Origin of the sequence: Streptomyces sp. NPDC020845 (assembly GCF_044334165.1) — a bacterium.
Classification (GTDB): Bacteria; Actinomycetota; Actinomycetes; order Streptomycetales; family Streptomycetaceae; genus Streptomyces.
Map to the genome: position 1 here is coordinate 392,483 of NZ_JBIRSJ010000010.1, position 25,509 is coordinate 417,991.

The 25,509-nt window shown below is 70.3% G+C and carries 23 protein-coding genes and 2 pseudogenes; 15 read left to right on the forward strand and 10 right to left on the reverse strand.

The features are described 5' to 3' along the window. Positions 1-497: 497 nt before the first annotated feature. The gene (locus ACH4U7_RS27835; protein ID WP_398530545.1) at positions 498-1,250 is read right to left on the reverse strand and encodes a GntR family transcriptional regulator; all 753 of its coding nucleotides are present in this window, start codon (positions 1,248-1,250) and stop codon (positions 498-500) included. A gap of 359 nt (positions 1,251-1,609) precedes the next feature. Here ACH4U7_RS27835 and ACH4U7_RS27840 point away from each other — a divergent pair, with 359 nt between their 5' ends. From ACH4U7_RS27840 to ACH4U7_RS27850, 3 genes are all read left to right on the forward strand, one after another. Beyond that, positions 1,610-3,046, forward strand: a complete 1,437-nt coding sequence (locus tag ACH4U7_RS27840) for a M1 family metallopeptidase (protein ID WP_398530546.1) — start codon at positions 1,610-1,612, stop codon at positions 3,044-3,046. A gap of 98 nt (positions 3,047-3,144) precedes the next feature. Then, positions 3,145-3,408, forward strand: coding sequence for a CopG family transcriptional regulator (locus ACH4U7_RS27845; protein ID WP_398530547.1), 264 nt, complete (start codon positions 3,145-3,147; stop codon positions 3,406-3,408). After that, on the forward strand, positions 3,405-3,818 hold the full coding sequence (locus tag ACH4U7_RS27850) for a type II toxin-antitoxin system VapC family toxin (RefSeq protein WP_398530548.1): 414 nt from the start codon (positions 3,405-3,407) through the stop codon (positions 3,816-3,818). Before ACH4U7_RS27845 ends, ACH4U7_RS27850 begins: the two co-directional genes overlap by 4 nt. Before the next feature lie 38 nt (positions 3,819-3,856). Here ACH4U7_RS27850 and ACH4U7_RS27855 read toward each other — a convergent pair whose 3' ends face one another. Beyond that, on the reverse strand, positions 3,857-4,207 hold the full coding sequence (locus tag ACH4U7_RS27855) for a DoxX family protein (protein WP_398530549.1): 351 nt from the start codon (positions 4,205-4,207) through the stop codon (positions 3,857-3,859). Positions 4,208-4,292: 85 nt separating this feature from the next. Here ACH4U7_RS27855 and ACH4U7_RS27860 point away from each other — a divergent pair. Then, a pseudogene (locus ACH4U7_RS27860) lies at positions 4,293-5,205 on the forward strand (LysR family transcriptional regulator). Beyond that, complete coding sequence (locus ACH4U7_RS27865) at positions 5,202-5,771, forward strand: Uma2 family endonuclease (protein WP_398530550.1); 570 nt, start codon at positions 5,202-5,204, stop codon at positions 5,769-5,771. The pseudogene ACH4U7_RS27860 and the gene ACH4U7_RS27865 overlap by 4 nt, the downstream one beginning before the upstream one ends. Before the next feature lie 171 nt (positions 5,772-5,942). On the opposite strand, the gene ACH4U7_RS27870 is transcribed toward ACH4U7_RS27865, so the two are convergent. Further along, positions 5,943-7,196 carry an ATP-binding protein gene (locus tag ACH4U7_RS27870; protein ID WP_398530551.1) on the reverse strand — a complete coding sequence of 418 codons (1,254 nt, stop codon included), beginning with the start codon at positions 7,194-7,196 and terminating at the stop codon, positions 5,943-5,945. A gap of 631 nt (positions 7,197-7,827) precedes the next feature. Further along, the gene (ychF, locus tag ACH4U7_RS27875) at positions 7,828-8,916 is read right to left on the reverse strand and encodes a redox-regulated ATPase YchF (RefSeq protein ID WP_398530552.1); all 1,089 of its coding nucleotides are present in this window, start codon (positions 8,914-8,916) and stop codon (positions 7,828-7,830) included. Positions 8,917-9,398: 482 nt separating this feature from the next. Between ychF and ACH4U7_RS27880 the strand changes: the two are divergent. Beyond that, positions 9,399-9,629: pseudogene (locus ACH4U7_RS27880) on the forward strand (DUF6542 domain-containing protein); the annotation flags it as partial. A 70-nt stretch (positions 9,630-9,699) separates the two neighbouring features. Here ACH4U7_RS27880 and ppgK read toward each other — a convergent pair. Beyond that, positions 9,700-10,551, reverse strand: a complete 852-nt coding sequence (gene ppgK / locus ACH4U7_RS27885) for a polyphosphate--glucose phosphotransferase (protein ID WP_398530666.1) — start codon at positions 10,549-10,551, stop codon at positions 9,700-9,702. 112 nt (positions 10,552-10,663) lie between these two features. Beyond that, the gene (locus tag ACH4U7_RS27890) at positions 10,664-11,674 is read right to left on the reverse strand and encodes a 4-hydroxy-3-methylbut-2-enyl diphosphate reductase (protein WP_398530553.1); all 1,011 of its coding nucleotides are present in this window, start codon (positions 11,672-11,674) and stop codon (positions 10,664-10,666) included. Between the two features lie 54 nt (positions 11,675-11,728). On the opposite strand from ACH4U7_RS27890, the gene xseA reads away from it, so the two are divergent. The 3 genes from xseA (at position 11,729) to ACH4U7_RS27905 (ending at position 14,047) form a co-directional block, all read left to right on the forward strand. Next, positions 11,729-12,949: an exodeoxyribonuclease VII large subunit gene (gene xseA / locus ACH4U7_RS27895; protein WP_398530554.1), complete on the forward strand. Its 1,221-nt coding sequence runs from the start codon at positions 11,729-11,731 to the stop codon at positions 12,947-12,949. A gap of 10 nt (positions 12,950-12,959) precedes the next feature. Beyond that, entirely contained in the window at positions 12,960-13,274 is a 315-nt protein-coding gene (locus ACH4U7_RS27900; protein ID WP_398530555.1) for an exodeoxyribonuclease VII small subunit, read from the forward strand. A gap of 182 nt (positions 13,275-13,456) precedes the next feature. Further along, positions 13,457-14,047: a malonic semialdehyde reductase gene (locus ACH4U7_RS27905; protein ID WP_385620384.1), complete on the forward strand. Its 591-nt coding sequence runs from the start codon at positions 13,457-13,459 to the stop codon at positions 14,045-14,047. Between the two features lie 96 nt (positions 14,048-14,143). Here the strand turns inward: ACH4U7_RS27905 and ACH4U7_RS27910 are convergent, their stop codons facing one another. Continuing rightward, on the reverse strand, positions 14,144-14,683 hold the full coding sequence (locus tag ACH4U7_RS27910) for a DUF4245 domain-containing protein (RefSeq protein ID WP_385620641.1): 540 nt from the start codon (positions 14,681-14,683) through the stop codon (positions 14,144-14,146). A 171-nt stretch (positions 14,684-14,854) separates the two neighbouring features. Here ACH4U7_RS27910 and glpX point away from each other — a divergent pair, with 171 nt between their 5' ends. Further along, positions 14,855-15,886, forward strand: a complete 1,032-nt coding sequence (glpX, locus tag ACH4U7_RS27915; RefSeq protein WP_089505048.1) for a class II fructose-bisphosphatase — start codon at positions 14,855-14,857, stop codon at positions 15,884-15,886. Between the two features lie 200 nt (positions 15,887-16,086). Here glpX and ACH4U7_RS27920 read toward each other — a convergent pair whose 3' ends face one another. After that, positions 16,087-16,443, reverse strand: coding sequence for a WhiB family transcriptional regulator (locus ACH4U7_RS27920; protein WP_398530556.1), 357 nt, complete (start codon positions 16,441-16,443; stop codon positions 16,087-16,089). 149 nt (positions 16,444-16,592) lie between these two features. Next, a complete protein-coding gene (locus ACH4U7_RS27925; protein ID WP_398530557.1) occupies positions 16,593-17,279 on the reverse strand; it encodes a DUF1707 domain-containing protein in 687 nt (228 codons plus the stop codon). A 301-nt stretch (positions 17,280-17,580) separates the two neighbouring features. Between ACH4U7_RS27925 and ACH4U7_RS27930 the strand changes: the two genes are divergently transcribed. Beyond that, complete coding sequence (locus tag ACH4U7_RS27930; protein WP_398530558.1) at positions 17,581-19,242, forward strand: fumarate hydratase; 1,662 nt, start codon at positions 17,581-17,583, stop codon at positions 19,240-19,242. A 23-nt stretch (positions 19,243-19,265) separates the two neighbouring features. Here ACH4U7_RS27930 and ACH4U7_RS27935 read toward each other — a convergent pair whose 3' ends face one another. Next, a complete protein-coding gene (locus tag ACH4U7_RS27935; RefSeq protein ID WP_398530559.1) occupies positions 19,266-20,324 on the reverse strand; it encodes a chitinase in 1,059 nt (352 codons plus the stop codon). Between the two features lie 171 nt (positions 20,325-20,495). Here ACH4U7_RS27935 and ACH4U7_RS27940 point away from each other — a divergent pair, with 171 nt between their 5' ends. The 4 genes from ACH4U7_RS27940 to ACH4U7_RS27955 all read left to right on the forward strand — a co-directional run bounded on the left by ACH4U7_RS27940 (position 20,496) and on the right by ACH4U7_RS27955 (position 25,261). Beyond that, positions 20,496-20,798, forward strand: coding sequence for a hypothetical protein (locus tag ACH4U7_RS27940; RefSeq protein WP_398530560.1), 303 nt, complete (start codon positions 20,496-20,498; stop codon positions 20,796-20,798). A gap of 98 nt (positions 20,799-20,896) precedes the next feature. After that, positions 20,897-23,029, forward strand: coding sequence for a bifunctional polysaccharide deacetylase/glycosyltransferase family 2 protein (locus ACH4U7_RS27945; RefSeq protein WP_398530667.1), 2,133 nt, complete (start codon positions 20,897-20,899; stop codon positions 23,027-23,029). 81 nt (positions 23,030-23,110) lie between these two features. Beyond that, positions 23,111-24,502, forward strand: a complete 1,392-nt coding sequence (locus ACH4U7_RS27950; protein ID WP_398530561.1) for a class II fumarate hydratase — start codon at positions 23,111-23,113, stop codon at positions 24,500-24,502. A gap of 57 nt (positions 24,503-24,559) precedes the next feature. Beyond that, positions 24,560-25,261: a DUF402 domain-containing protein gene (locus ACH4U7_RS27955; RefSeq protein WP_385620367.1), complete on the forward strand. Its 702-nt coding sequence runs from the start codon at positions 24,560-24,562 to the stop codon at positions 25,259-25,261. The last annotated feature ends 248 nt before the right edge of the window (positions 25,262-25,509 follow it).

The following is a 25,509-nucleotide window of genomic DNA, read 5'->3' on the forward strand; positions in this document are numbered from 1 at the left end:
TCCCCCATAGCTGTACCTGATGCAAACGGCCGTCATCGTACATACGAATTGAAGGGGTGCCTCGCGGGTTTGAGCTGAGTTTGAGGTCCGGCTCCAACAGATGCACTCTGGAGCGCATCAGCGCAGGTCAACCACTGGTAAAATCAATGAGAAGCATAAGTCAAGGCGGGTCTGGCGGACCCTTCGCCGAATCTTTACGAGCCGGGCACGGGACTTATTAATCCCGCCCGTAATCGCCGGTAACTCACCGGGGAAGAGGCGACTCTTCCGTAAAGTTCGTGCCCAGCTGCCGCGAATGAACCCGGATGGCTGAGTGACGCGAGTTGAGCACGATGTGCCGCTTTTCATGTAGCAGGCACGGAGCTCAAATCTACCTCAAATTCCACTGAGCTCAAATTCAGCTCAAATCCTTTTGTGAATAGCGAAGTCGAGGAATGGTCTGCGGCGGCGCCCGCGTCGGCGAACGGCGCGTCCCGCAGGCGGATGGGCCCGGCCCGTCACCGCACCGGAAGGTGGTACGCGACGCGGTACCGCTCGGCCAGCACCACCACATCGGCGGTCTCCACGGGGCGGCCGCCCGCGAAGTACGTACGCGAGATGACGAGTACGGAGTGGCCCGGCACCCCGCCCAGCGTCAGCACCTCCTCCGCCCGGCCGGGCCGCGCGGAGACCTCCTCCGTCACGTTGTCCACCACGACGTCGATCGCGGCCATCCGCTCGACCACACCGCGCCCGGCCAGCGGCCCCTCCTCGGGCAGCATCACGGGCGAGCGGCCGGTGAGGGCAAGCGGCTCCCAGGAGGTGGAGATCATCACCGCGTCCCCCGCGGCCCGGAACACATACCGGGTGCGCATGACCCGCTCCCCGGGCGCGATACACAGCCGCAGCGCGGTCTCGCGCCCGGCCTCCTCCCGCTCGCTGCTGGACTCCCAGGTGCCGATGATCCGGTCGTCGGCCTGCTCCTGACGGAACGGATTGGACCGGTCGCCGTCACGGAAGCCGGTACGGACCAGACGGCGCGGGACGGGCCGCGCGCGCACATAAGTACCGGAGCCGGATCGGCCCTCGACCAGCCCCTCGGCCATCAGCACCTTGCGCGCTTCGAGGGCGACGGTGTCGGAGACCCCGTACTCCTCGCGGATCCGGGCCTGGGAGGGGAGGCGGGTGTGCGGTGGCAGCTCGCCGGTGGTGATCTTCTTCCGGAGGTCGTCGGCGACTCGGAGATATGCGGGCTGATCACCAAAGGCCACGAGCGCTCCCAATGGTTGACAATCGGCAACAGCTTCGCAACCGAGGGTTGTCATCCGCAACTGAGGGCCAGAGCTTCACCGGAAGTGGTGAACTGCAGCTCAGAGACGTTTACTTCGACAACGACGCATAAGGTCGGTATCAATGGCGATCAACGCCTGACCATCGCCGTAAGGCAGCGTTGCATCGCCGTAAGACCGCCGTGCATCACCGCGACACCACCGTGCAAAGCCGTACACGCCCGTACACCGCCGTTCGCACCTCATCACCCTGTAGCCCTGAAGCCCGGTGTCCCCGAAGCCCTGAAGCCCTGTAGCCCGCCAACCGCCGTTCATCCGCCGGTCCCCCACAGGAGCCCGCCGTGCGCACTCGCCCCACCCTGCGGCCACTGCCCGCCGCCCTCGCCCTGCTGCTGTGCGCCGCGTGCACCGGTGGCGCGGGGGCCAAGGACGCCGCCGACCATGTCCCCGGGGTCTCCGGGGCACGGCCCGGCACCGCCGGGGTCGGCGATCCGCTCTTCCCCAAGCTCGGCAACGGCGGCTACGACGTGTCCCGTTACCGTCTGACCCTCGACTACGCCCCCGACTCCCACCGCCTCAAGGGCACCGCCGAACTCACCGCCCGTACGACCCGCGCCCTGACCTCCTTCCACCTGGACCTCGCCGGACTGCGGGTGCGCGAGGCCACGGTCGACGGCCGGCCCGCGAAGACCGCGCGCAGCGGCACGGAGCTGACGCTCACCCCCGCCGCCGCCCTCCCCAAGGGCCGTACGTTCAAGACCACGGTCGTCTACGACGGCAAGCCGAAGACCATCACGGACCCGGACGGCTCGGAGGAGGGCTGGATCAAGTCGGCCGACGGGGCCGTGGCGGTCGGCGAACCCACCGGCTCCATGGCCTGGTTCCCGGGGAACCACCACCCCTCCGACAAGGCCGCGTACGACATCACCATCACCGTCCCCCAGGGCTACACCGCCGTATCCAACGGCGAGTTGACGCAGCGCAGCGAACACGGCGACCACACCACCTTCCGCTGGCACACCGGCGAGCCCATGGCGAGCTATCTGGCCACCGTCGCCATCGACGACTTCGACATCCACACCACGACCACCGACGGCACGCTCCCCCAGTACGTCGCCGTAGAACCCGAACTGGCCGACCGGGCCGCCGACGTCCCCGACCAGGTCACCGACGTCATCGACTGGGAGACCCGGACCTTCGGCCCGTACCCCTTCTCCTCCACCGGCGCGATCGTCGCCGACCTGCCCGACCTCGGCTACGCCCTGGAGACCCAGACCAAACCGCTCTACCCGTCCCCGCCCAGCGAGCCGCTGATCGTGCACGAACTCGCCCACCAGTGGTTCGGCAACTCCGTGACGCCCCGGACCTGGAAGGACATGTGGCTCAACGAGGGGTTCGCCACCTACGCGGAGTGGCTGTGGGAGGAAGGCCATGACGGTGCCGGCCGCACCGCCCAGGAGATCTTCGACGACTTCTACGACGGCACGGACGACGAGAGCGAGGGCATCTGGGACTTCCCGCCCGCCGCCCCGCCCAGCGCCGGCCGGGTCTCGGACCCGCCCGTCTACGGCCGCGGGGCGATGGTGCTGCACAAGGTGCGCGAGGCCGTCGGGGACAAGACCTTCTTCGCCATCCTGCGCGCCTGGACCCGGGACCACCGCCACGGCAACGTCGACACCGCGCAGTTCATCGCGCTGTGCGAGAAGAAGTCGGGCAAGGACCTCAAGGACCTCTTCGACGTCTGGCTGTACGCGGACGGCAAGCCGAAGAAGCCGTGACGCGGGTCGGCTGCTCACCGGGCAGCTTCTCCCCGTCGAAGGCGCCCGTGGAGCGGGGACTCGGCTCAGCCAGGAGCATGCGCGGTAGCATAGAGAGCATGAGCGAGCCTACTCAAAAGTACTCGATCACGATGCCGCGAGACATCGCCGAAGCCGCTCGCGCACGCAGCGGGCCGTCCGGGCTGTCCGCATACGTCGCCGCGGCCGTGTCCCGTCAGATCGAGCGCGACAACCTCAATGAACTCATCGCGGTCGCCGAGGCAGAGCACGGCCCCATCGCCGACGAGGAAGTCCAGTCCCTCCGGGACCAACTCCAGCAGGCCCGCAGGCAGCAGACACACGGGGAAACGAACGCCGCGTGACACGATCCGCTGCCGCACCTGGCGGCACCCTGGTCCTCGACAGCGAAGGACTGGCCAAGGCCGTACTGCGAGACCGCGCGGTCACCGGATGGCTCGCCCTGGCCCGCACCGACGACCTCCGGGTGATCACCAGCGCCGCCACCCTCGCGGAAGTGGTCCACCCCCGAATCAACCGTCCGGCGCTGGAGTGGACGCTGTCCCGCATCGTCGTCGAGCCGGTCACCGAGGCCGTCGCCCGCCACGCCGCCGCTCTGCTGGCCGACACCGGCCTGCACGGACACAAGTACGCCATCGACGCCATGCTCAGCGCCACTGCCCTCGCCGCCCCCGGGCCCGCTACGGTCCTCACCTCCGATCCCGAGGACCTCATGGCACTGTGCGGCGGACGCGCCACCGTCATCAAGATCTGACGGCGTGCCACTGCGGCAGGGGACGTAGCCCCTGCCGCCTATCGCACAAGGGCAAGGACGAGAGCCGCGACAGCCAGCCCCAGATACCCCACGGGAAACGCGATGTTGTGGAAGACGCGCTTGCGCATATGCGCCCCGACGGCACCGACGAAGAACAGCACGAGCCCCACCGCGGCAGCCACCCCGATGAACCGGACGCCTGCAAACCCCAGCAGCAGCCCGGCGGCCCCAGCGGCCTTGAGCGCGGCGAGCCAGGGGATCCAGCCCCGCGGAACGCCCACTTCCGCCGAGTTCGCGAGCACGAACTCCGCCTTCGACAGGTCCGCCACCGCGCTCCCGGCGTTCGCCACGATCGCGACGACGGTGATGGCCGCATACACGCTGAACACTCGCGCCCCTTCCTGTCCGTCCCCGCCAACCAGCCTCGTCAGGGCTCGGAGCGCCGTCCAATGCATGCCTCCATAACCTGACGGCATGGACATCGACACGCGGTTGCTGCGCTATTTCGTCGCCGTGGCGGAGGAAGGCAACCTCACCCACGCGGCCCAGCGGCTGTTCGTCTCCCAGCCCGCGCTGACCAAGCAGATCAAGCAGCTGGAGACCCAGCTCGGCACGGCGCTGTTCACCCGCGGCCCGGTCCGGTATGACCCTCACCGAACCGGGCCGCGCCCTGGCCGAGCGGGCACCCGCCCTGCTGGCCGACTGGGACCGGATCCTGCGCGAGACGAAGGCCGCCGCGAGCTGGGCCGCCCGCGTGCTGCGCGTCGGCTTCGTGGCCAGCGGGGCCAACGAGGCGACCCAGCCCATCGTCGCCGAGTTCTCCCGCCGCCGACCGGGCTGGCGCGCCCAGATGCGCCAAGCCTCCTGGGCCAACCCCTCGGCGGGCCTGGCCGACGGAGAGGCCGACGTCGCCCTGGTGCGCCTCCCCTTCCCCGGCCAGGACACCCTGCGCGTGACGCCCCTGTTCACCGAACCCCGCTGCGTCGCCCTCGCCGCGGCGCACCCGCTGGCCGCCCGCGACGTGATCCCCCTCCGCGACCTCTGGGACGAACCCTTCGTCGCGGCCCCCGCCGAATCGGGCCCCTGGCGCGACTACTGGCTGGCCGCCGACGAACGCGCAGGCCACCCCGTCCGCATCGGCGCCGTCACCGACCAGCCCGACGACTGGCTCAACGCCATCGCCAACGGCTACGGCATCGCCCTCGCCCCCGAATCCGCCGCCCGCTTCTACGCCCGCCCCGGCATCGTCTACCGCTCCGTCACCGGAGTCAGCCCGAGCCGGGTCGCCGTCGCCTGGACCCCGGCCGACGACGACAACCCGGTCGTCCAGGACTTTGTCAACTGCTGCCTGGAGGTCGGGTCCGGCGGCTGTACGGTGGTGCCATGACCGCCCTGCCCGACTGGATGCGCCCGCCGCGCGATGAAGGCTGGTTCGCGGAGGATCTGGACCGCCTGCCCGAGGCGCCACGCCACACCGAGCTGATCGACGGAGCTCTCGTCTTCATGATGTCGCCGCAGAGGTGGTGGCACGGCCACCTCGTCACCATGCTCACGCTTGCCCTCATGGAGCAGGCACCCGCCGGTACCAGGGTCGGTCGCGAGATGACGATCAAGCTCGACGAGCGCAACCGTCCCGAACCGGACCTCCTGCTGACGACAGCCGACTTCAAGGGCGATCGCACGTGGTTCGCCCCTGGCGAAGTCCAGCTCGTCGTCGAGGTCGTCTCCCCCGAATCAGCCCACCGTGACCGCACGGTCAAGCACCGCAAGTACGCGGAGGCCGGCATCCCGCACTACTGGTGCATCGAAGAGGAAGAGGGTTCACCCGTCGTCCACGTCTATGAGCTCGATGGACCGACTGGCGCCTACGCCCCCGCCGGCATCTTCCGCAGCAGCCTCCGCCGACCGGTGCCGTTCGAGATCAGCCTGGATCTCGACAAGCTCACACCGTAAGGCGTCACCCCGGCGCGCCGAGTGCGGCCCCTCTTCGTATGTCAGACGTTGAAGCGGAACGTCGGGAACAGCGCAGTCACCTGTGGAAACGGCAAATCCGGCCGGACCATCCAGCGCCGATCCAGCAACAAGCACGGAATCGCTGGATCACCCCACCGGCCCCACCGCCCGTCAGGGGCTCAGCTGCCACAGGGCGTCCATGGGCAGAGCCCGGATCCGGTCGCCGAACGGCAAGGTCTGCTGTCCCGTATAGAGGACGTAGCCGGCGACGAACCGGTCCCCGAGCAAGTTGGCGAGATTGCGCAGCCCCGAGAGGTCCTCGGTGCGCACGGTGGCCCCGGCCTTGACCTCAATGCCGATCACGTCGCCTCGCGGCGTCTCGATGACCGCGTCCACCTCGACCTTGTCCTTGGTCCGATAGTGGAAGAGGCGGCCTTGCTGCTCGGACCAGGTCAGCTGGCGGGCGAGCTCCATGACGACGAAGTTCTCCAACATGGCACCGGCCGCGCCGTCGGGCTCAGCGAGCCGGGCGGCGTCCTGGCCCGTCAGATGGCAGGCGATCCCGGTGTCGACGAAGGCGAGTTTGCCAGTCCCCACCGTCCTTCCCGTCAGCCCGGAGGTCCAGGCCGGAATGGTCTTGATCAGAAAGACCGAGGTAAGCAGTTCCAGGTAGCGCACCAGCGTGGTGCGGGGAATACCCGAGGCGGTGGCGAGCGCCGCAGGGACCAGCAGCCCTCCAGTCCGCCCGGCAAGGAGACCGAGGAGTTTCAGGATCTCGCCGTGCCGCTCGATACTGGCGAGCTCCAGCACATCACGTTCGACAAGCGTCGAAAGATAGGCGTTGAAGAACGCGGTCCGGCGCCGGGGCGTGCGCTTGACGGCCTCGGGGAATCCGCCGACGACCGCACGGTCCAGATAATCGCGCTTACGCAGAGCGGAGGTGCGGCTGAGGCCGGGGCCGTGAGCGAACGCCGCGTCGACGAACCGGTCCGGACCCCCGCTGATCTCCCCTTGCGAGAACGGCCACAGTTCGATGACCTCCATACGGCCGGGCAGCGCATCCGGCAGCGTCCGCATGGCAAGGATCCGCGAGGATCCGGTCAGCAGGAAGCGCCCCGGCGTCGGATCGAGGTCGACGGCCACCTTGATCGCACGGAGGAGTTCCGGCGCAAGCTGGATCTCATCGATGAGCATCATCGAGTCGTGCTCGACGAATCCCGTGGGATCGTCCATGGCGGCACGCAGGGTCGCCGCGTCGTCGAGCAGACGCAGGACGGGATCGCGGCGACGCGCGGCGGTCAGTCGGGTCAAGGTCGACTTCCCCGCCTGACGGGCGCCGTTGACCAGCACCACGCGTGTGTCATCGAGCGCTTCCGCGACAAGGCTCTCGGCATGGCGCCGAACCAGATCATTGCGAGTTGCCATGCATTACAGAGTGCCACCACCGCCAAGATCAATGGTCATTTAGACGGACTCCTCGTGGCCAAACAGCCGATAGGTTGGTGGGCATTCGGACGGACGATGGCCCATCGATCACTCAAGCGACCGACAGCTGAAGATCCTGAGCGGCCAAGCAGCTCGTCGAGCAGTTGCCGGGTAACGGGTACGTCTCGCGCTGCGCTCGCCGTCGCCTTGGCGAGCTTCAGACAAACCGACCGGCAGCATCGTCGCAAGCCGCGGGCGAGAACTTCAGCGACCCTGCCGCATACCGGCCAGACCCTAGTGGCATCAGCCACGGCGAAGGCCCCGTGCGTGGCGGTGCCGCCCGCACCTGAGCACCCGCCGACGACCGGCCCGGGCATCGGCGGGACTCCAAGCCGTCGCCTGCCCTGCCCATCCTGGCCTTCCAGCCACGCCGACCGAACCAGCAAAAATCCAGCAACCGGAAACCCCGCCCGGATTCAACAACCGGACGGCCACGCCCTGACCTGCACAAACACCGCGTCGCATCTCGCGAACCCAGACCTTGAACGTTCCGCCGCAACACACGAATCCGAGCAGCGAATCGCCCCCTGAACTGCGCAAATGCAGATCAGGGGGCGAGTTCGGGGAGGAACTAGACGTTGAAGCGGAACTCCACCACGTCCCCGTCCCGCATCACATAGTCCTTGCCCTCCATCCGGGCCTTCCCCGCCGCGCGGGCCTCGGCGACCGAGCCCGTGGCGACCAGGTCTTCGAAGGAGATGACCTCGGCCTTGATGAAGCCCTTCTGGAAGTCGGTGTGGATCACACCGGCCGCCTCCGGGGCGGTCGCGCCCTTCTTGATGGTCCAGGCGCGGGACTCCTTGGGGCCGGCCGTGAGGTAGGTCTGCAGGCCGAGGGTGTTGAAGCCGACGCGGGCGAGGGTGGCGAGGCCGGGTTCGTCCTGGCCTACGGACTGGAGGAGTTCGAGGGCTTCCTCATCGTCGAGTTCGGCCAGGTCGGCTTCCAGCTTGGCGTTGAGGAAGATCGCCTCGGCGGGGGCGACGAGGGTGCGCTGCTCGTCCTTGAAGGCGTCGTCGGTGAGCTCGTCCTCGTCGACGTTGAAGACGTAGAGGAAGGGCTTGGTGGTGAGCAGGTGCAGATCGTGGAGGACGGCGGCGCGCTCGGTGCCCTGGACGATGCCGGCGGAGAAGAGGGTGCGGCCCTCGTCGAGGATGGCCTTGGCTTCCTCGACGGCCTTGACCTGGGCCTGCTTGTCCTTCTGGATCCGCGACTCCTTGACCAGGCGCGGCAGCACCTTCTCGATGGTCTGGAGGTCGGCGAGGATCAGCTCGGTGTTGATCGTCTCGATGTCGTCCTTGGGCGAGACCTTGCCGTCGACATGGACGACGTTCTCGTCCTTGAAGGCGCGGATGACCTGGCAGATCGCATCGGACTCACGGATGTTCGCCAGGAACTTGTTGCCCAGGCCCTCGCCCTCGGAAGCGCCCTTGACGATGCCCGCGATATCGACGAAGTCGACCGTGGCGGGGAGCTTACGGACCGAGCCGAAGATCCCGGCGAGGGTGTCGAGGCGGGGGTCGGGGACGCCGACCACGCCGACGTTGGGCTCGATGGTGGCGAACGGGTAGTTGGCCGCCAGCACGTCGTTCTTGGTCAGGGCGTTGAACAGGGTCGACTTGCCGACATTCGGCAGACCGACGATTCCGATCGTGAGCGACACGTTGGCGACTTCCCGTAACTTCCCATAGCGAGAATGTGACGACAGGGACGAGGCCCGCTGCGGGGCCGATGCACCAGTCTACGGGGCCGCTCCGCGTCACCCGGCCGGACTGACAATCGGTCGAACACACTGCCAAGGTCCTGCGAAGGGCGTGTCCAACGCCGGATTCTCGCCGTCCCTCGACCTACGTTGGTCGGGTGGAGCCATACAGCACCCGTCCCCCGCGACGTTCATATGCCCCGTCGCCCCGCCCGGCGGCGGACGACAGAGACGTGAGCCGAGGCAGCCAGCAGACTCGGGACAACCAGGAGAGCCGGGAGAGCCGGGACAAGGAGAGAAGCGAGGCGGCGCGGCGGCCGGCGCCCGCGCCCGCGACCGCGGCGGGCGCCGTGGGGCCGGCCGTGCGGCGGGCGGTGGCCGGGCTGCGCTATCCCACCCCGCGCCTCACCGGCTTCGGGGCGGGGCTGCTGGCCACCGTCGCCATGCTGGGCTTCGGCTGCCTGGACGCGCTGCTGTTCTCCGGCTCCACCACCTCGTACGGCGTGATCTTCCTGCTGGTGAGCGCGGCCTGCGGGCTGTGGGTGCGGCCCGTGGACCTGGCCGCGGGGCCGGTCGGGGTGCCGATCGCGTTCGCGTTCGGGCTGCTGCCGATCAACGAAGGGACGGCGGGCCTGGCCGGGCAGACGATGGGCGTGTTCACCTCGCTGTCGCTGACCGCCGGCTGGCTCTACGCCGGGACGCTGCTGACCTCGCTGATCGTGCTGGCGCGCAAGGGCGCCCTGGTCAGTCGGCGGAACCAGCGCCAGCAGTGGGAGCAGCAGCAGAGTCGCGGGGCGCGGACCGATCAGCCGTCGCGGCCGGACCAGCCGTCTCGGCCCGATCAGCCGTCTCGGCCTGGGCGGCCATCGCGGTCCGGGCAGCCATCGCGGCCCCCACGATCCCCGCGTTATTCAACAGCTGCGCAGGCACGATCTCGGCCTTGATCCCCTCGATCAGCGGCAGGAACTTCGACGCCTTGCGGCTCACCCCGCCGCCGATCACGAACAGCTCGGGCGAGAACAGCATCTCCACGTGCTCGAGGTACTTCTGCACCCGGTGCGCCCAGCTGTGCCAGCTCAGGTTGTGGTCGTCCTTGGCCTTGGTCGAGGCCCGCTTCTCCGCCTCGTGACCGGCCAGCTCCAGATGGCCCAGTTCGGTGTTGGGCACCAGGCGCCCGTCGATGAAGACGGCGCTGCCGATGCCGGTCCCGAAGGTGAGCAGGATGACCGTGCCCGTACGGCCGCGTCCGGCGCCGAAGGTCATCTCCGCGATACCGGCCGCGTCCGCGTCGTTGACCACCGTGACCGGCGAGCCCAGGCGCTCGCCGAGCAGCGCCGCCGTGTCGACGTCGATCCAGCTCTTGTCGACGTTGGCGGCGGTGCGCGTCGTACCGCTGGTCACCACGCCCGGGAAGGTCACCCCGACCGGCCGCCCGGACCAGCCGAAGGAGTCGACGACTTCGCTGACGCTCTCCGCCACCGCTTCGGGCGTGGACGGCTGCGGGGTGAGGACCTTGAAGCGCTCCACGGCCAGGTCCCCGCGCGCCAGGTCCACCGGCGCGCCCTTGATGCCCGAGCCGCCGATGTCCACGCCCAGGACGCTGACGGCGTCGCCGGGACGGACGACGGCCTCGGGCTGCGACTGCGCTCGCGCCTGCTGCGGCGCCTGTTGCTGCGGTGCGGTGTGCGTCGGTTCCATGATCAGAAGGCTAGAGGGTTTCGGCAGGAGCGGCCTCCGCCACCGCGGCCGCCGCCTCGGCCCTCAGGTCGCGGCGCAGCTCCTTGGGCAGCGAGAAGGTCAGGCTCTCCTGCATCGGCTGGACGACCTCCACATCCCCGAAGCCGCGCTCGGCCAGCCACTCCAGCACGCCCTCGACAAGCACGTCCGGCACCGAGGCGCCCGAGGTCACGCCGACCGTCGTGACGCCCTCCAGCCATGACTCGTCGATCTCGCTGGCGAAGTCGACCAGATGCCCGGCCTTGGCGCCGGCGCCGAGGGCGACCTCGACCAGCCGTACCGAGTTGGAGGAGTTCTTGGAGCCGACGACGATGACGAGGTCGGCCTCGGCGGCCACCTGCTTGATCGCGGTCTGGCGGTTCTGCGTGGCGTAGCAGATGTCGTCGCTCGGCGGGCTGATCAGCGCCGGGAACCGCTCCTTGAGCGCGTCCACGGTTTCCATCGTCTCGTCGACGGAGAGGGTGGTCTGGGACAGCCAGACGACCTTGGACTCGTCGCGGACCTCGACGTTCCCCACGTCCTGCGGGCCGTCGACGAGGGTGATGTGGTCCGGTGCCTCGCCGCTGGTGCCGATGACCTCTTCGTGGCCTTCGTGACCGATCAGGAGGATGTCGTAGTCCTCCTTGGCGAACCGGACGGCTTCCTTGTGGACCTTGGTGACCAGCGGGCAGGTCGCGTCGATGGTGGCGAGCCGGCGCTGCCTGGCCTCGTCGTGGACGACGGGTGCGACGCCGTGGGCCGAGAAGATCACGATGGATCCCTCGGGCACCTCCTCCGTCTCGTCGACGAAGATCGCGCCCTTCTTCTCGAGGGTCTGCACGACGTATTTGTTGTGGACGATCTCCTTGCGCACGTAGATCGGCGCCCCGTACTGCTCGAGGGCCTTCTCGACGGCGATTACGGCACGGTCCACGCCTGCGCAGTAGCCGCGGGGGGCCGCGAGCAGGACCCGGCGGGCTGTCGTTGCGGTCATGTTCCCCATGGTAGGGGCCATGGCCCCGGGGCTTTGTCAGTGGCGGCCGATACGCTCGCGGACATGGCTGTCAACACGTCCGCGGAGACGCCGATTCCGGTCGGCGAGGTGTCCCGGCTGATCGGCGGGTGGATCGACCGGCTCGGGGCGGTATGGGTGGAGGGGCAGATCACCCAGCTGTCCAGGCGCCCCGGCGCCGGGGTGGTGTTCCTGACCCTGCGCGACCCCTCGTACGACATCTCACTCACCGTCACCTGCTTCCGCGCCGTCTTCGACAAGGTCGCGGACACGGTCACCGAGGGCGCCCGGGTGGTGGTCCACGCCAAACCGGAGTGGTACGCGCCGCGCGGCCAGCTGTCCCTGCGGGCCGCCGAGATCCGGCCGGTCGGGGTCGGGGAGCTGCTGGCCCGGCTGGAGCTGCTGAAGAAGTCGCTGGCGGCGGAGGGGCTGTTCGCGGCCGACCGGAAGAAGCCGCTGCCGTTCCTGCCGCAGCTGATAGGGCTGGTCTGCGGGCGCGCCTCGGCGGCCGAGCGCGACGTGTTGGAGAACGCGCGGCTGCGCTGGCCCGCGGTCCGCTTCGAGGTGCGCAATGTCGCGGTGCAGGGCGTCCATGCCGTGCCGCAGGTGATCGAGGCGGTCCAGGAGCTGGACGCGCTGCCGGAGGTGGACCTGATCATCGTGGCGCGCGGCGGCGGCAGCGTGGAGGATCTGCTGCCCTTCTCCGACGAGCAGCTGGTACGGGCCGTGGCCGACTGCGCCACCCCGGTTGTCTCGGCGATCGGGCACGAACCGGACTCGCCACTGCTGGACCTCGTCGCCGACCTGCGCGCCTCCACGCCCACCGACGCGGCCAAGAAGGTCGTCCCGGACGTGGGCGAGGAGCTGATGCGGATCCAGCAGCTGCGCGAGCGCGCGCTGCGCAGCACGCGCGGCCTGCTGGACCGGGAGGAGCGAGGGCTCGCGGCGGCGCTGGCCCGGCCCTGTATGCGGCAGCCGCACCGGATGGTGGACGAGCGGGCCGAGCAGGTCTCGGGGCTGCTGGACCGCGGCCGGCGCTGCCTCGGCCATCTGCTGGACCGGGCGGACTCGGAGCTGACGCACACCCACGCCCGGGTGGTGGCCCTGTCCCCCGCCGCGACGCTGCGGCGCGGCTATGCGGTGCTGCAGCGCGCGGACGGGTCGGTGGTCCGGGCGGCGGCCGAGGTGAGCGAGGACGAAGAGCTCAGGGCGCGGGTCGCCGAGGGCGAATTCACGGTCCGCGCCGTTGTCAGCCCCTCTGAATAGGCTGTGCGACATGGCAAAGACCGAAGAGAAGGCGGGGAAGGCGAAGGCCGCGCAGTCGGCCGGGGACCCGGCCGAGGCGTCCACGCTCGGCTATGAGCAGGCCCGCGACGAGCTGGTCGAGGTGGTGCGCCGCCTGGAGGCGGGCGGGACGACCCTCGAGGAGTCGCTTGCCCTCTGGGAGCGCGGCGAGGAGCTGGCGAAGGTCTGCCGCCGCTGGCTGGAGGGCGCCCGGGCGCGGCTGGACGCGGCGCTGGCCGAGACGGCGGAGGGGGACGACGGCGGGGCGGACGGAGACGAGGGGGGCAGGGGGAACGGCGGGAGCTGACGCGGTCCGGCGGTCTGCGGGCGGCTGTCGGCGGGCTTGGGTACTGTCGGCAGCGGTCGGCGGGCTCGGGTGCTGTGATTCGGAGCACCCCGCCCGCCATTTAGTTGAACATTAACCTAAGCCGCGTATGGTGGGGCTCCGTAAGCACACCCCCCACAGCAAGCAGAAGGTTGTTCACGCTCATGTCTCTGGCCCTCGACCCCGCCGCCCAGGACCTCCTCTTCCGCGAGGCCCACACCGCCAACACCTTTACCGACGAGCCGGTGACCGAAGGGCAGGTGCAGGCGATCTACGACCTGATCAAGTACGCCCCCACCGCCTTCAACCAGTCGCCCCTGCGGGTCGTGCTGGTCCGCTCGGCCGAGGCCCGCGAGCGCCTGGTCCCGCATATGGCCGAGGGCAACCAGGCCAAGACCGCCACCGCCCCGCTGGTCGCGATCCTCGCCGCGGACAATGAGTTCCACGAGGAGCTGCCCGCCCTCTTCCCCCACTTCCCGCAGGCCAAGGACGTGTTCTTCAGCGAGCGCGCCGCCCGCGAGCAGGCCGCGGCGCTGAACGCCTCGCTCCAGGCCGGCTACTTCATCCTGGGCATCCGCGCCGCCGGTCTGGCCGCCGGCCCGATGACGGGCTTCGACGCGGCCGGTGTGCAGAAGGAGTTCCTGGACGACGACCACACCCCGCTGATCATCGTCAACATCGGCAAGCCGGGCGAGGACGCCTCGTTCCCGCGCGGCCCGCGACTGGCCTACGACCAGGTCGTGACCGCCGTCTGAGACCCTCGCCCGAGGCCCCTGCCCGGGGCCTCGGTCCGCCCCGCTCCCGCCGGAGGCGAACCGAGCCACAAAAGGGGGCGCGGTTGGCCGCCGCGCTCAGCCCTTCCCCGTGTTGAGCGCGGCGGCCATTTCCGTCAGCTGCCCGAACGACGCCGTGCCGGTGACCACCGTGGTCACACCCGGCTCCGCGCTCACCAGCGCGTCGTACTTGTCGCCCTCGTAGCGGATCCACTCCTTGCCGTCGATCCGCTGCTTCTTGTCCGTCTTCTTCGCCTGCTGGGTGACATCGGCGATGTACGGCCCCGCCTTGGCGTCGCTCTGCTCGACCGCGACGTAGTCCTCCTTCGGGGTGAGGAAGCCGAGGTGCCACGCCGTGCCCTCCGCCTGCGACGACTGCACGGGCCCGTACGTCACCGAGGTCGCGCGCCAGCCCTTGGGCAGGCTGCCGGGCTCCGGCGCCGCCACCGGATACGGCGCCGCGCGCCGGGCGGTGATCAGCTCTACCCTGTAGTCGACCGTCTTCAGCGGATTCTTGCTGTCGTCGTGCGGAATGGCGAAGACGTAGATGCCCGCTGCGACGGCGCCTATTGCCGCCACCGACAGCACCATGTCCCGCACCGTCTCTTTGCCTCGCATACCTGCCACGCCCCCTATCGTCCCTCATGACTGTCGCGCTCATGCGTGGGGCCCTCTGCTCACATTCCTAATCAGCGGATACTGTGCTTTTCGGGGGGCTGTCCCCAGCTCCCGCACAATGCACGAATCACCCTCACATCCGGCCGTCGCCGTACAGAAAGGTGCGATCCGATGACCGAGCATCATCTGCCGTCCCAGCTGGAAGTCAGCCCCGAGGCCCCCGACCGCAACCTCGCCCTGGAACTCGTCCGGGTCACCGAGGCCGGTGCCATGGCCTCCGGTCGCTGGGTGGGACGCGGCGACAAGAACGGCGCCGACGGCGCCGCTGTGAAGGCCATGCGCTCCCTCGTCCACACCGTGTCCATGAACGGTGTCGTGGTGATCGGCGAAGGCGAGAAGGACGAAGCGCCCATGCTCTTCAACGGAGAGCGCGTGGGCGACGGGACCGGCCCGGAGTGCGACGTGGCCGTGGACCCGGTGGACGGCACCACGCTCACCGCCAAGGGCATGGCGAACGCGGTATCCGTCCTGGCCGTCGCCGATCGCGGCACCATGTTCGACCCGTCCGCGGTCTTCTATATGAACAAGCTGGCCACCGGCCCCGAGGCCGCCGAGTACGTCGACATCACCGCACCGCCCGGCGTCAATATCCGCCGGATCGCGAAGGCGAAGAAGTCCAGCCCCGAGGACGTCACGGTGGTCGTGCTCGACCGGCCCCGGCACGAGAACATCGTCAAGGAGATCCGGGAGGCGGGCGCCCGGATCAAGTTCATCTCCGACGGCGACGTGGCCGGCGCGATCATGGCCGCCCGCGAGGGCGCCGGCGCGGACCTGCTGCTGGGCATCGGCGGTACGCCGGAGGGCATCATCGCGGCCTGCGCGATCAAGTGTCTGGGCGGCACGATCCAGGCCCAGCTGTGGCCCAAGGACGACGAGGAGCGGCAGCGCGCGATCGACGCGGGCCATGACCTCGACCAGGTGCTGGAGACGGACGACCTGGTCAGCGGCGACAACGTGTTCTTCGTGGCCACCGGCATCACCGACGGCGATCTGCTGCGCGGGGTGCGGTACCGCGCGGAGACCGCGACCACCCAGTCGCTGGTGATGCGCTCCAAGTCGGGGACGATCCGGCAGATCGACTCGGTCCACCGGCTGTCCAAGCTGCGCGCCTACGCCTCGGTCGACTTCGACCGCGCGCGCTAGCCGCCAGTACGCGCTGCGGTTACGGGCGGGCCCCTCCTCCCCGGCGGGGCCCGGCCCCTTATTTAAGGGCTCGGTTCTCCCCCAGCTACCGCCGGGAGGTGCCCCCAGGGGGCGCTACAGCCCCCGTCGACGGTCGACCGTGCCCCTTCGCTCGCCCCCAGCTACCGCCGGGAGGTTCCCCGCCGGAGGTCAGCCAGGAGTCAGCCGGCGGCCGCCACCCGTACGGCGCGCTGCAGCTCCGCCTCGCGGCGCCGGCGGCGGGCCAGTACGACGCGGCGCTCGGCCGCGGTCAGCCCGCCCCACACACCGTACGGCTCGGGCTGCAGCAGGGCGTGCTCGCGGCACTCGACCATGACCGGGCAGCGCGCGCAGACGCGTTTGGCGGCCTCCTCCCGCGACAGCCGCGCAGCCGTGGGCTCCTTCGAGGGAGCGAAGAACAGCCCGGCCTCGTCCCGGCGACACACCGCCTCCGAGTGCCAGGGGCCTGCCTGATCCCGAGCGGGGATGCGCTGCGGGGGCACGACGGCGTCCAGCAGGGGCTGATGCGGTTGCAGCACGGTCTACTCCTGACGACGGCTCCGGTGGTCACCCTTGCCCGCCTGGCCCGTACGGCCCGTTAGCACCCCCATCAGCCGTACGAGAGACGATGCACCAAGCCTTACCCGCTGTGCGCGTGCTTATGCACACCGTTGCCCCGCCCGGGAATTCAATATGAACGTAGGTTCTTCAGGCGTTTTCCGCGCTTGCGCTTGACCTCGGCACCGCCAAAGAGGGTGAATCCCCGCACCACGATGGCCGGGGCGTCCGGATCCGGCGACTCGAACGTCTTGATGTCGAATCCACCGAAAATGCCCCCGCCGTCGCCGCTGACCGTGACGTTTTCCGGGACCTTGATCTCGACTCCGCCGAAGATGGCGCAGACGTTGATGACGATCTCCCGATGCTCGAACAGCGCCTCGGTCAGGTCGATTTCGACACCGCCGAACAACGCGAAGGCATTGGTGGTGCGCCTGACCCGCCAGCGGCCCTTGCGCGCCGCGCCACCGAAGACCGCCATCAGATTGTCGGAAGCGGGGAGGGCGCGGGGCCCCCACGACCCCAAATCGCCCGGCGCCGGGACGGCGGCGCGGCCGGCCGCCCCGGCCGCGGGCAGATCGCGGACCAGGGGGTCCAGCTCACCCACCGTCTTGGCCCGGTAGACCGCGTCGATCCGCTCGGCGTGCTCTTCGGGGTCGAGCCTGCCCTCGGCCAGGGCCTCGCGCAGGATGTCCGCGATCCGGTCGCGATCCGCGTCCGAGGCGCGCAGCTCCCCTGCGGACACGGGCCCGGGCGCGGGGGCGGTTTTCGTGGGCGCGGCGGTTTTCGTCAAAGGCACCGGCTGCTGCTCAGTCACCCGGCCAGAATACCCAGTCGCGATACATCGCGACTAGGGGGCGGACCGACTCGACGGACGGAGTCCGGCGCGGCCGACCGAAGCCTGGGAGGCCCCCAGGGCCGAACAGTGCGAGGACGGCCATCCCAAAGGGGCTACATCGCGACCAGGGGGCGGACCGACTCGACGGACGGAGTCCGGCGCGGCCGACCGAAGGCTTCATATGCCCGACCTCACAGGTCCCGCCGTCCCGCCCCGTTCTACGCTGGTGTCCGCTGTCGACGAAGTCAGCCGTAGCCCCGTCGAGTGAGGAATGGCCGCGATGCCAGAGTTTGCCTATTCGGACCTGCTGCCCCTTGGTGAAGACACCACGCCGTACCGCCTGGTGACCTCCGAGGGCGTGAGCACCTTCGAGGCCGGCGGGCGTACGTTCCTCAAGGTCGAGCCGGAGGCGCTGCGCAAGCTCGCGGCCGAGGCGATGCACGACATCTCGCACTATCTGCGCCCGGCGCACCTCGCCCAGCTGCGCCGCATCCTTGACGACCCCGAGGCGAGCCCCAACGACCGCTTCGTCGCGCTGGACCTGCTGAAGAACGCCAACATCGCGGCCGCGGGCGTGCTCCCGATGTGCCAGGACACCGGCACGGCCATCGTGATGGGCAAGCGCGGGCAGAACGTGCTGACCGAGGGCGGCGACGAGGAGGCCCTGTCGCGCGGCGTGTACGACGCGTACACCAAGCTCAATCTGCGCTACTCCCAGATGGCCCCGCTTACCATGTGGGAGGAGAAGAACACCGGCTCCAACCTGCCCGCCCAGATCGAGCTGTACGCGACCGACGGCGGCGCGTACAAGTTCCTCTTCATGGCCAAGGGCGGCGGCTCGGCCAACAAGTCCTTCCTCTACCAGGAGACGAAGGCGGTCCTCAACGAGGGCTCGATGATGAAGTTCCTGGAGGAGAAGATCCGCTCACTGGGCACCGCGGCCTGCCCGCCGTACCACCTGGCGATCGTGGTCGGCGGCACCAGCGCGGAGTACGCGCTCAAGACCGCGAAGTACGCCTCGGCGCACTACCTGGACGAGCTGCCCACCGAGGGCTCCCCCACCGGTCACGGCTTCCGCGACAAGGAGCTGGAGGAGAAGGTCTTCGAGCTGACGCAGCGGATCGGGATCGGCGCGCAGTTCGGCGGCAAGTACTTCTGCCATGACGTACGGGTGGTCCGGCTGCCCCGGCACGGCGCGTCCTGCCCGGTGGCCATCGCGGTCTCCTGCTCCGCCGACCGCCAGGCGCTGGCGAAGATCACGCCCGAGGGTGTCTTCCTGGAGCAGCTGGAGACCGACCCGGCCAGGTACCTGCCGGAGACCACCGATGAGCACCTGTCGGACGACGACGTGGTCCGCATCGACCTCAACCGGCCGATGGACGAGATCCGGGCGGAGCTGACCAAGTACCCGGTCAAGACCCGGCTTTCGCTCACCGGCCCGCTGGTCGTCGCCCGCGACATCGCACACGCGAAGATCAAGGAGCGGCTGGACGCGGGCGAGGAGATGCCGCAGTACCTGCGCGACCACGCCGTCTACTACGCGGGCCCGGCCAAGACCCCCGAGGGCTACGCCTCCGGGTCCTTCGGGCCGACGACGGCGGGCCGTATGGATGCGTACGTGGAGCAGTTCCAGGCGGCCGGCGGCTCGTACGTCATGCTGGCCAAGGGGAACCGCTCCCGGCAGGTCACCGACGCCTGCCAGGCGCACGGCGGCTTCTACCTCGGCTCGATCGGCGGCCCGGCGGCGCGGCTGGCCCAGGACTGCATCAAGAAGGTGGAGGTCCTGGAGTACGCGGAGCTCGGCATGGAGGCGGTCTGGAAGATCGAGGTCGAGGACTTCCCGGCGTTCGTCGTGGTCGACGACAAGGGGAACGACTTCTTCACCGACCCGGGCCCGTCCCAGCCGTTCGTCACCAGCATCCCGGTCCGCCCGCAGGGCTGATCCACGCGCCCGGCCGGGCCCGCTCAGCCGGCCAGCACCGCCTCGAATGCCCCCGGGCGCTGGACCACGCCGCTGCAGGCGGGGTCCGGCCCCGGGGCGCCCTCGCCCGCGGGGCACGGGCGGTCGCGCTCCGCGGACCACATGGACAGCCGGCCGATCCCCTTGGCCGCGGCGAACCGGGCGAGCCCGGCGGCGTCCTCGAGTGTGAAGACCTCTCCGGAGACGTCGTTGACCCCGATCATCGGGGTCACGGTGAGGGTCTTCCAGGCCGCGGCCTCGGAGAGGCCGAGGACGCCTCGGATCCGGCCGTGGGCGTTGATGGCGGCCTGGACGGCGTACCGGCCCATATCGCCGGTGTGCTCGCCGCCGTAGTTCATGGCCATGATGTTCACGCCCGAGACATCGACGCCCTGGGCCCGGGCGTTGGCGAGCAGGGCGCTGCTGTCGTCGGTCAGGCCGTAGGGCATGGCGGGCAGGGTGAAGGAGACCTCCAGACCGGGGCGGGCGCGCTGGAGCAGCGCGATGGCCTGCGCCCGGCGGGTGGCGGAGACGGGGTCGGCGAGAGTGGCGCCCTCGATGTCGAAGTCGGCCTTGGTGAAGCCGTAACGGTCGATCACCGCGGCGTAGGCGGTGGCGAGTTCGGGTACGTCGGCGCAGACCGTGGCCAGTTCCCGCCCGGCCGCGCCGCCGAAGGAGACCCGTACATCGCTTCCGGCCCGGCGCACGGCGGCGATCCGGGCCGTCAGCGCCCGGTCGGCCAGCGGGATCCCACCGTCCCAGACGGGGACGCAGCCTCCGCCCGCGATGACGAACCCCAGTGTGAACTCCTTGACGCCGCGCGCGGCGGCCGCGCTCATGTCGTATCCGGCCGCCCAGGCGCTGACGTACGGCGCCAACGGGACATCGGGGCGGGCCACCGGCGGCGCGGGTGGGGGCGCGGATGAGTGGGTGGGCGGGTGGGCGGTCGGGGGCGCGAGCCGCGGGGGCGGGCGCTCGCCGCCGACCCAGGCGGCGACGGCGGCGCAGACCGCCGCGGCGAGCATGGTGCGGCCGCCCAGGCGCGGGGTGGAGATGGCCCTCACGCGATGTGCTCTCCTTCCGGTACGGGCAGCCGGGCGCGCCCCTTCAGCTCAGCGGCGGCGCTTCGGCCGCTCTTCAAAGCTCGCATACCGAACGAACCGTCATGAGCTATGACACACCGCACCCTTCACCTATATGCGGAAAATCCTATTTGCTGCATTAGCCTCTGGCTTATGGACCCTCAGTCAGACGCGGGGCCCGTGTTCGTGGACCTCTCCGGGCGCCGTGCCCGCCTGTTGCGGCACGCGGGCGTGGTCGCGGGTGCCGCGGTCATCGGATACACGGCCCTCCTGGGAACAGGCTTCTCGGGCGGCACCGCCGTCGCCCCCGACACCCTGGCCCCCGGCGCTGTCGCCGACCGGGCCGGCCGGGACGCCAAGGACACCCGGCGCGGCCACCCCTCGACCCGTAAGCCTTCAGCCAAGGCCGGAGCCGCCCGGCACGCCGACCGCCGGACGGAGGCCGGGGCGCGATGAGCAGCGGCAGGCTGCCGCGCCCGCGCCGCCGCAGACACCCGGCCGCGCCCCCGCCGCAGCCCCGCTCCCGCCGGGTCTCCCGGCACACGGTGTCCCGGATGGCCGCCGCCGGGCGGCACGCCGTCCCCCGGCTGCGCATCGTGCTCGGCGTGGCCACGCTGGTCGCGGTGGTCTGCGGGATGCTGCTGGACGGCTATCTGCACGCCGAGGTCGGCAACGACGCCCGGGTGCACCGCTCGTACCACGCCCACGACGTCCCCCACCGGGTCCGCACCGGCGGCCCGGTGCTCACCTTCGACGACCGCGGCAGGCCCACCGGCCACCGCATCCCGGCCCGGACCATCGCGCTGACCTTCGACGACGGCCCGGACCCCCGCTGGACGCCGGAGGTCCTGAAGGTGCTGCGCGACCACGACGTGCCGGGCACCTTCTTCGTGCTCGGCCAGATGGTGGTCCGCAACCCCTCCCTGGTGCGCCGGCTCCGGGCCGACGGCCATGAGATCGGCGTGCACACCTTCACCCACACCGACCTCGCCTACCAGGACCGCGACCGGGTGGACCGTGAGCTGGCCCAGTCCCAACTGGCCCTGGCCGGTGCGGCCGGTATCAACAGCTCGCTCTTCCGCGCCCCGTACGCCTCCACCCTCGGCGCGCTCGACGACCGGACCTGGCCGGTCCAGCGGTATCTGGGCGACCGGGGCTACATCAGCGCGTTCATCGACGTCGACAGCCGGGACTGGCAGCGCCCGGCCGTCGGGCGGATCGTCCGCAACGCCACCCCGAAGGCCGGGAAGGGCGCCGCCGTGCTCTTCCACGACGCGGGCGGCGACCGCTCGCGGACCGTGCGGGCGCTGGGGACGTACATCGAGCGGATGAAGGCGAAGGGCTACACCTTCACCACGGTCACCGGGGCGCTCGGCGCCGAGGCCGCCGTCCACCCTGCCGACGGGGCACGCGTCTGGCAGGGCCGGGCCCTGATCTGGGCGGCGGCGGTCACCCAGTTCGCCATGCCGGGGCTGGCCTGGCTGCTGGCCGTGGTGGGCCTGGCGGTGCTCGCCCGGCTGCTGATGATGGTGGTGCTGGCCTGGTGGCACCGGCGCGCCCGCGACCTGCGGCGCTTCACCTGGGGCCGGGCGGTGGACGAGCCGGTGAGCGTGATCGTGCCCGCGTACAACGAGAAGGAGTGCATCGCCAACACGGTGAACTCGCTGGCCGCCAGCACCCATCCGATCGAGATCCTGGTCGTGGACGACGGTTCGACCGACGGCACCGCCGATATCGTCCAGGCCCTCGGCCTGCCGAACGTGCGGGTGCTGCGCCAGGAGAACTCGGGCAAGGCCGCGGCCCTCAACCGCGGTATCGCCGAGGCCCGCTTCGACCTGATCGTGATGATGGACGGCGACACCGTCTTCGAGCCCGGCACCGTATGCGAGCTGGTCCGCCCCTTCGCCGACCCGGGCGTCGGCGCGGTCGCGGGCAACGCCAAGGTCGGCAACCGCGCCGGTCTGATCGGCGCCTGGCAGCACATCGAGTACGTGATGGGCTTCAACCTCGACCGGCGGATGTACGACCTGCTGCGCTGCATGCCCACCATCCCCGGCGCGATCGGCGCCTTCCGCCGCCGCGCCCTGCTGGACGTGGGCGGTATGAGCGCCGACACCCTGGCCGAGGACACCGACATCACAATCGCCCTGCACCGGGCCGGCTGGCGCGTCGTCTACCAGGACAGCGCCTGCGCCTGGACCGAGGCGCCCGGCACGGTGGGCCAGCTGTGGCGGCAGCGCTACCGCTGGAGCTACGGCACCATGCAGGCGCTGTGGAAGCACCGCCGCTCGCTGGTCGACCACGGCCCCTCGGGGCGCTTCGGCCGGGTCGGGATGCCGCTGGTGGTCCTCTTCCAGGTGGTCGCGCCGCTGTGCGCACCGCTGATCGATCTGTTCACGCTGTACGGGGCGGTCTTCATCGACCCGGTGAAGGCGCTGCTCGCATGGTCGGCGCTGATGCTGGCGCAGCTGTTCGGCGCGGCGTACGCCTTCCGGCTGGACGGCGAGCGGTACGGCCCGCTGCTGGCGCTGCCGCTGCAGCAGATCGCCTACCGGCAGCTGATGTATCTGGTGCTGCTGCACTCGTGTGTCACCGCGGCGACCGGCGCCCTGCTGCCGTGGCAGAAGCTGCGCCGCACCGGCGAGGTCGACGCCCCCCGTACGCCGGAGCCCAAGGCCGTACGGTGACCTGGCTCACGCGTTCACTGAGGCCAGGGCGGGAACAGGACGGGCTCGGCGGGCGCTGTGGTCAGTGGAGGTGGGACGGTCATGTCCGACGAGAAGTACCGCATCGAGCACGATTCCATGGGTGAGGTGCGGGTCCCGGAGCATGCCAAGTGGCGCGCCCAGACCCAGCGGGCGGTGGAGAACTTCCCCGTCAGCGGGCAGCGTCTGGAGCGCGCGCATATCGAGGCGCTGGCGCGGATCAAGGCGGCGGCCGCCACGGTCAACGCGTCGCTCGGCGTGGTCGACGCCGACGTCGCGGAGGCGATCGCGGACGCGGCGGCGCAGGTCGCCGGGGGCCGCTGGGACGAGCACTTCCCCGTCGACGTCTTCCAGACCGGCTCGGGCACCTCCTCCAACATGAACATGAACGAGGTGCTGGCCACCCTCGCGAGCGAGCGCCTGGGCCGTGACGTACACCCCAACGACCACGTCAACGCCAGCCAGTCGTCCAATGACGTCTTCCCCTCCTCCATCCACATCGCGGCCACCGCGGCCGTCACCGCCGATCTGATCCCGGCGCTGGACCACCTCGCGGCGGCGCTGGAGCGCAAGGCGGCGGAGTTCGCGGATGTCGTCAAGGCGGGCCGTACGCATCTGATGGACGCGACGCCGGTGACGCTGGGCCAGGAGTTCGGCGGATACGCCGCCCAGGTCCGCTACGGGGTCGAGCGGCTGCGCGCCGCGCTGCCGCGGCTGGCGGAACTGCCGCTGGGCGGCACGGCCGTGGGCACTGGGATCAACACCCCGCCGGGCTTCTCCGCTGCCGTCATCGCCGAGCTGGCACGCGCCACCGGGCTGCCGCTCACCGAGGCCCGCAACCACTTCGAGGCGCAGGGCGCGCGTGACGGCCTGGTGGAGACCTCCGGTCAGCTGCGTACCCTCGCGGTCTCCCTCACCAAGATCGCCAACGATCTGCGCTGGATGTCCTCCGGGCCGCGCACCGGGCTCGCCGAGATCGCCCTGCCCGATCTCCAGCCGGGCTCCTCGATCATGCCGGGGAAGGTCAACCCGGTGATCCCCGAGGCGGTGCTGATGGTCGCCGCCCAGGTCACCGGCAACGACGCGACCGTGGCCTGGGCCGGGGCGGCCGGGAACTTCGAGCTCAATGTGATGCTCCCGGTCATCGCCAAGAACCTGCTGGAGTCCGTCCGGCTGCTCGCCGCCGCCTCCCGGCTGCTGGCGGACCGTACGGTCGACGGGATCACCGCCAACGTGGAGCGCGCCCGCGAGTACGCGGAGTCCTCCCCCTCCGTCGTCACCCCGCTCAACCGCTACATCGGCTACGAGGAGGCCGCGAAGGTGGCCAAGAGGTCGCTGGCCGAGCGGAAGACCATCCGCGAGGTGGTCCTGGAGTCGGGGTACGTGGAGCGCGGGCTGCTGACCCTGGAGCAGCTGGACGAGGCGCTGGACGTGTTGCGGATGACCCACCCGTAACGCGGTGTTGCGGTACCGGTCACGGCGTGGTGCGGTCGGCCCACCTAAGATCTGCTCATGACAGCGGACATCGTGGAGACGACGGAGACGGCGGACACCGCTCGATGGGCGCCGGGGGACCACATCCTGTGGCGTTACCGCGCCAACGCCGCCGAGAGCATTCACATCTGTCGCCCCGTAACCGTCGTCCAGGACACCGCCGAGCTGCTGGCCGTCTGGCTGGCAGCCGGCACCGCCTGCGTCAAACCGCAGCTCACCGACGGCACCTCGGTCCACCGCGAGCCGCTGTCCACCCGCTACACCAAGCCGCGCACCACCGCGCTGTCCACCTGGCTGGGCACCGGCGTCCTCAAGCTCGCCCGGCCCGGTGAGCCGTGGTCGGTGTGGCTGTTCTGGGAGCACGACTGGCGGTTCAAGAACTGGTACGTGAACCTGGAGGAGCCGCGGCTGCGCTGGAGCGGCGGCATCGACTCGGAGGACCACTTCCTGGACATCGCGGTCTACCCGGACCGCAGCTGGGAATGGAAGGACGAGGACGAGTTCGCGCAGGCCCAGCGCGTCGGCCTGATGACCCCCGAGCAGGCCGAGCGCGTACGGGCCGCGGGCCGGGCCGCCGTCGGTCTCATCGAATCCTGGGGAGCGCCGTTCCGGGAGGGCTGGGAGGACTGGCGTCCGGACCCGGCGTGGACCGTCCCCGCGCTGCCGGCCGACTGGCACCGTACCGGCCGGTATCGCACGTCGGCGCACTCGAGGTCCTGAACCTCTTGCTGCGCCCCTGTGTTTCAAACGTAGGATCGTCGTCCGGAAGACTGCACTCGTGAAAACTCGTGGAAACCAGACAGCGGCGCAACTCACGAATGAGGCGTGACATCTGACGCGGTCACAGGAGGGGGCGGAGGCGTGAGCGGTGAGGGAGGCCGGCACGTCCACGGCGCGGCGGGAGACGGGGGGCCGGTGACGGTGACGGAAAGCCCAGAAGGCCCACAAGGCACAGGCGGCGCAGGCGG

Coding starts and splice junctions, on each gene's coding strand:
- ACH4U7_RS27905 (WP_385620384.1), top strand. CDS start 13,457: ATGTCTCTGGCCCTCGACCCCGCCGCCCAGGACCTCCTCTTCCGCGAG.
- xseA (WP_398530554.1), top strand. CDS start 11,729: ATGGCTGTCAACACGTCCGCGGAGACGCCGATTCCGGTCGGCGAGGTG.
- ACH4U7_RS27870 (WP_398530551.1), bottom strand. CDS start 7,196: ATGGCAACTCGCAATGATCTGGTTCGGCGCCATGCCGAGAGCCTTGTC.
- ACH4U7_RS27845 (WP_398530547.1), top strand. CDS start 3,145: ATGAGCGAGCCTACTCAAAAGTACTCGATCACGATGCCGCGAGACATC.
- ACH4U7_RS27865 (WP_398530550.1), top strand. CDS start 5,202: ATGACCGCCCTGCCCGACTGGATGCGCCCGCCGCGCGATGAAGGCTGG.
- ACH4U7_RS27955 (WP_385620367.1), top strand. CDS start 24,560: ATGACAGCGGACATCGTGGAGACGACGGAGACGGCGGACACCGCTCGA.
- glpX (WP_089505048.1), top strand. CDS start 14,855: ATGACCGAGCATCATCTGCCGTCCCAGCTGGAAGTCAGCCCCGAGGCC.
- ACH4U7_RS27890 (WP_398530553.1), bottom strand. CDS start 11,674: ATGGGGAACATGACCGCAACGACAGCCCGCCGGGTCCTGCTCGCGGCC.
- ACH4U7_RS27945 (WP_398530667.1), top strand. CDS start 20,897: ATGGCCGCCGCCGGGCGGCACGCCGTCCCCCGGCTGCGCATCGTGCTC.
- ACH4U7_RS27950 (WP_398530561.1), top strand. CDS start 23,111: ATGTCCGACGAGAAGTACCGCATCGAGCACGATTCCATGGGTGAGGTG.
- ACH4U7_RS27940 (WP_398530560.1), top strand. CDS start 20,496: ATGGACCCTCAGTCAGACGCGGGGCCCGTGTTCGTGGACCTCTCCGGG.
- ACH4U7_RS27900 (WP_398530555.1), top strand. CDS start 12,960: ATGGCAAAGACCGAAGAGAAGGCGGGGAAGGCGAAGGCCGCGCAGTCG.
- ACH4U7_RS27910 (WP_385620641.1), bottom strand. CDS start 14,683: ATGCGAGGCAAAGAGACGGTGCGGGACATGGTGCTGTCGGTGGCGGCA.
- ACH4U7_RS27930 (WP_398530558.1), top strand. CDS start 17,581: ATGCCAGAGTTTGCCTATTCGGACCTGCTGCCCCTTGGTGAAGACACC.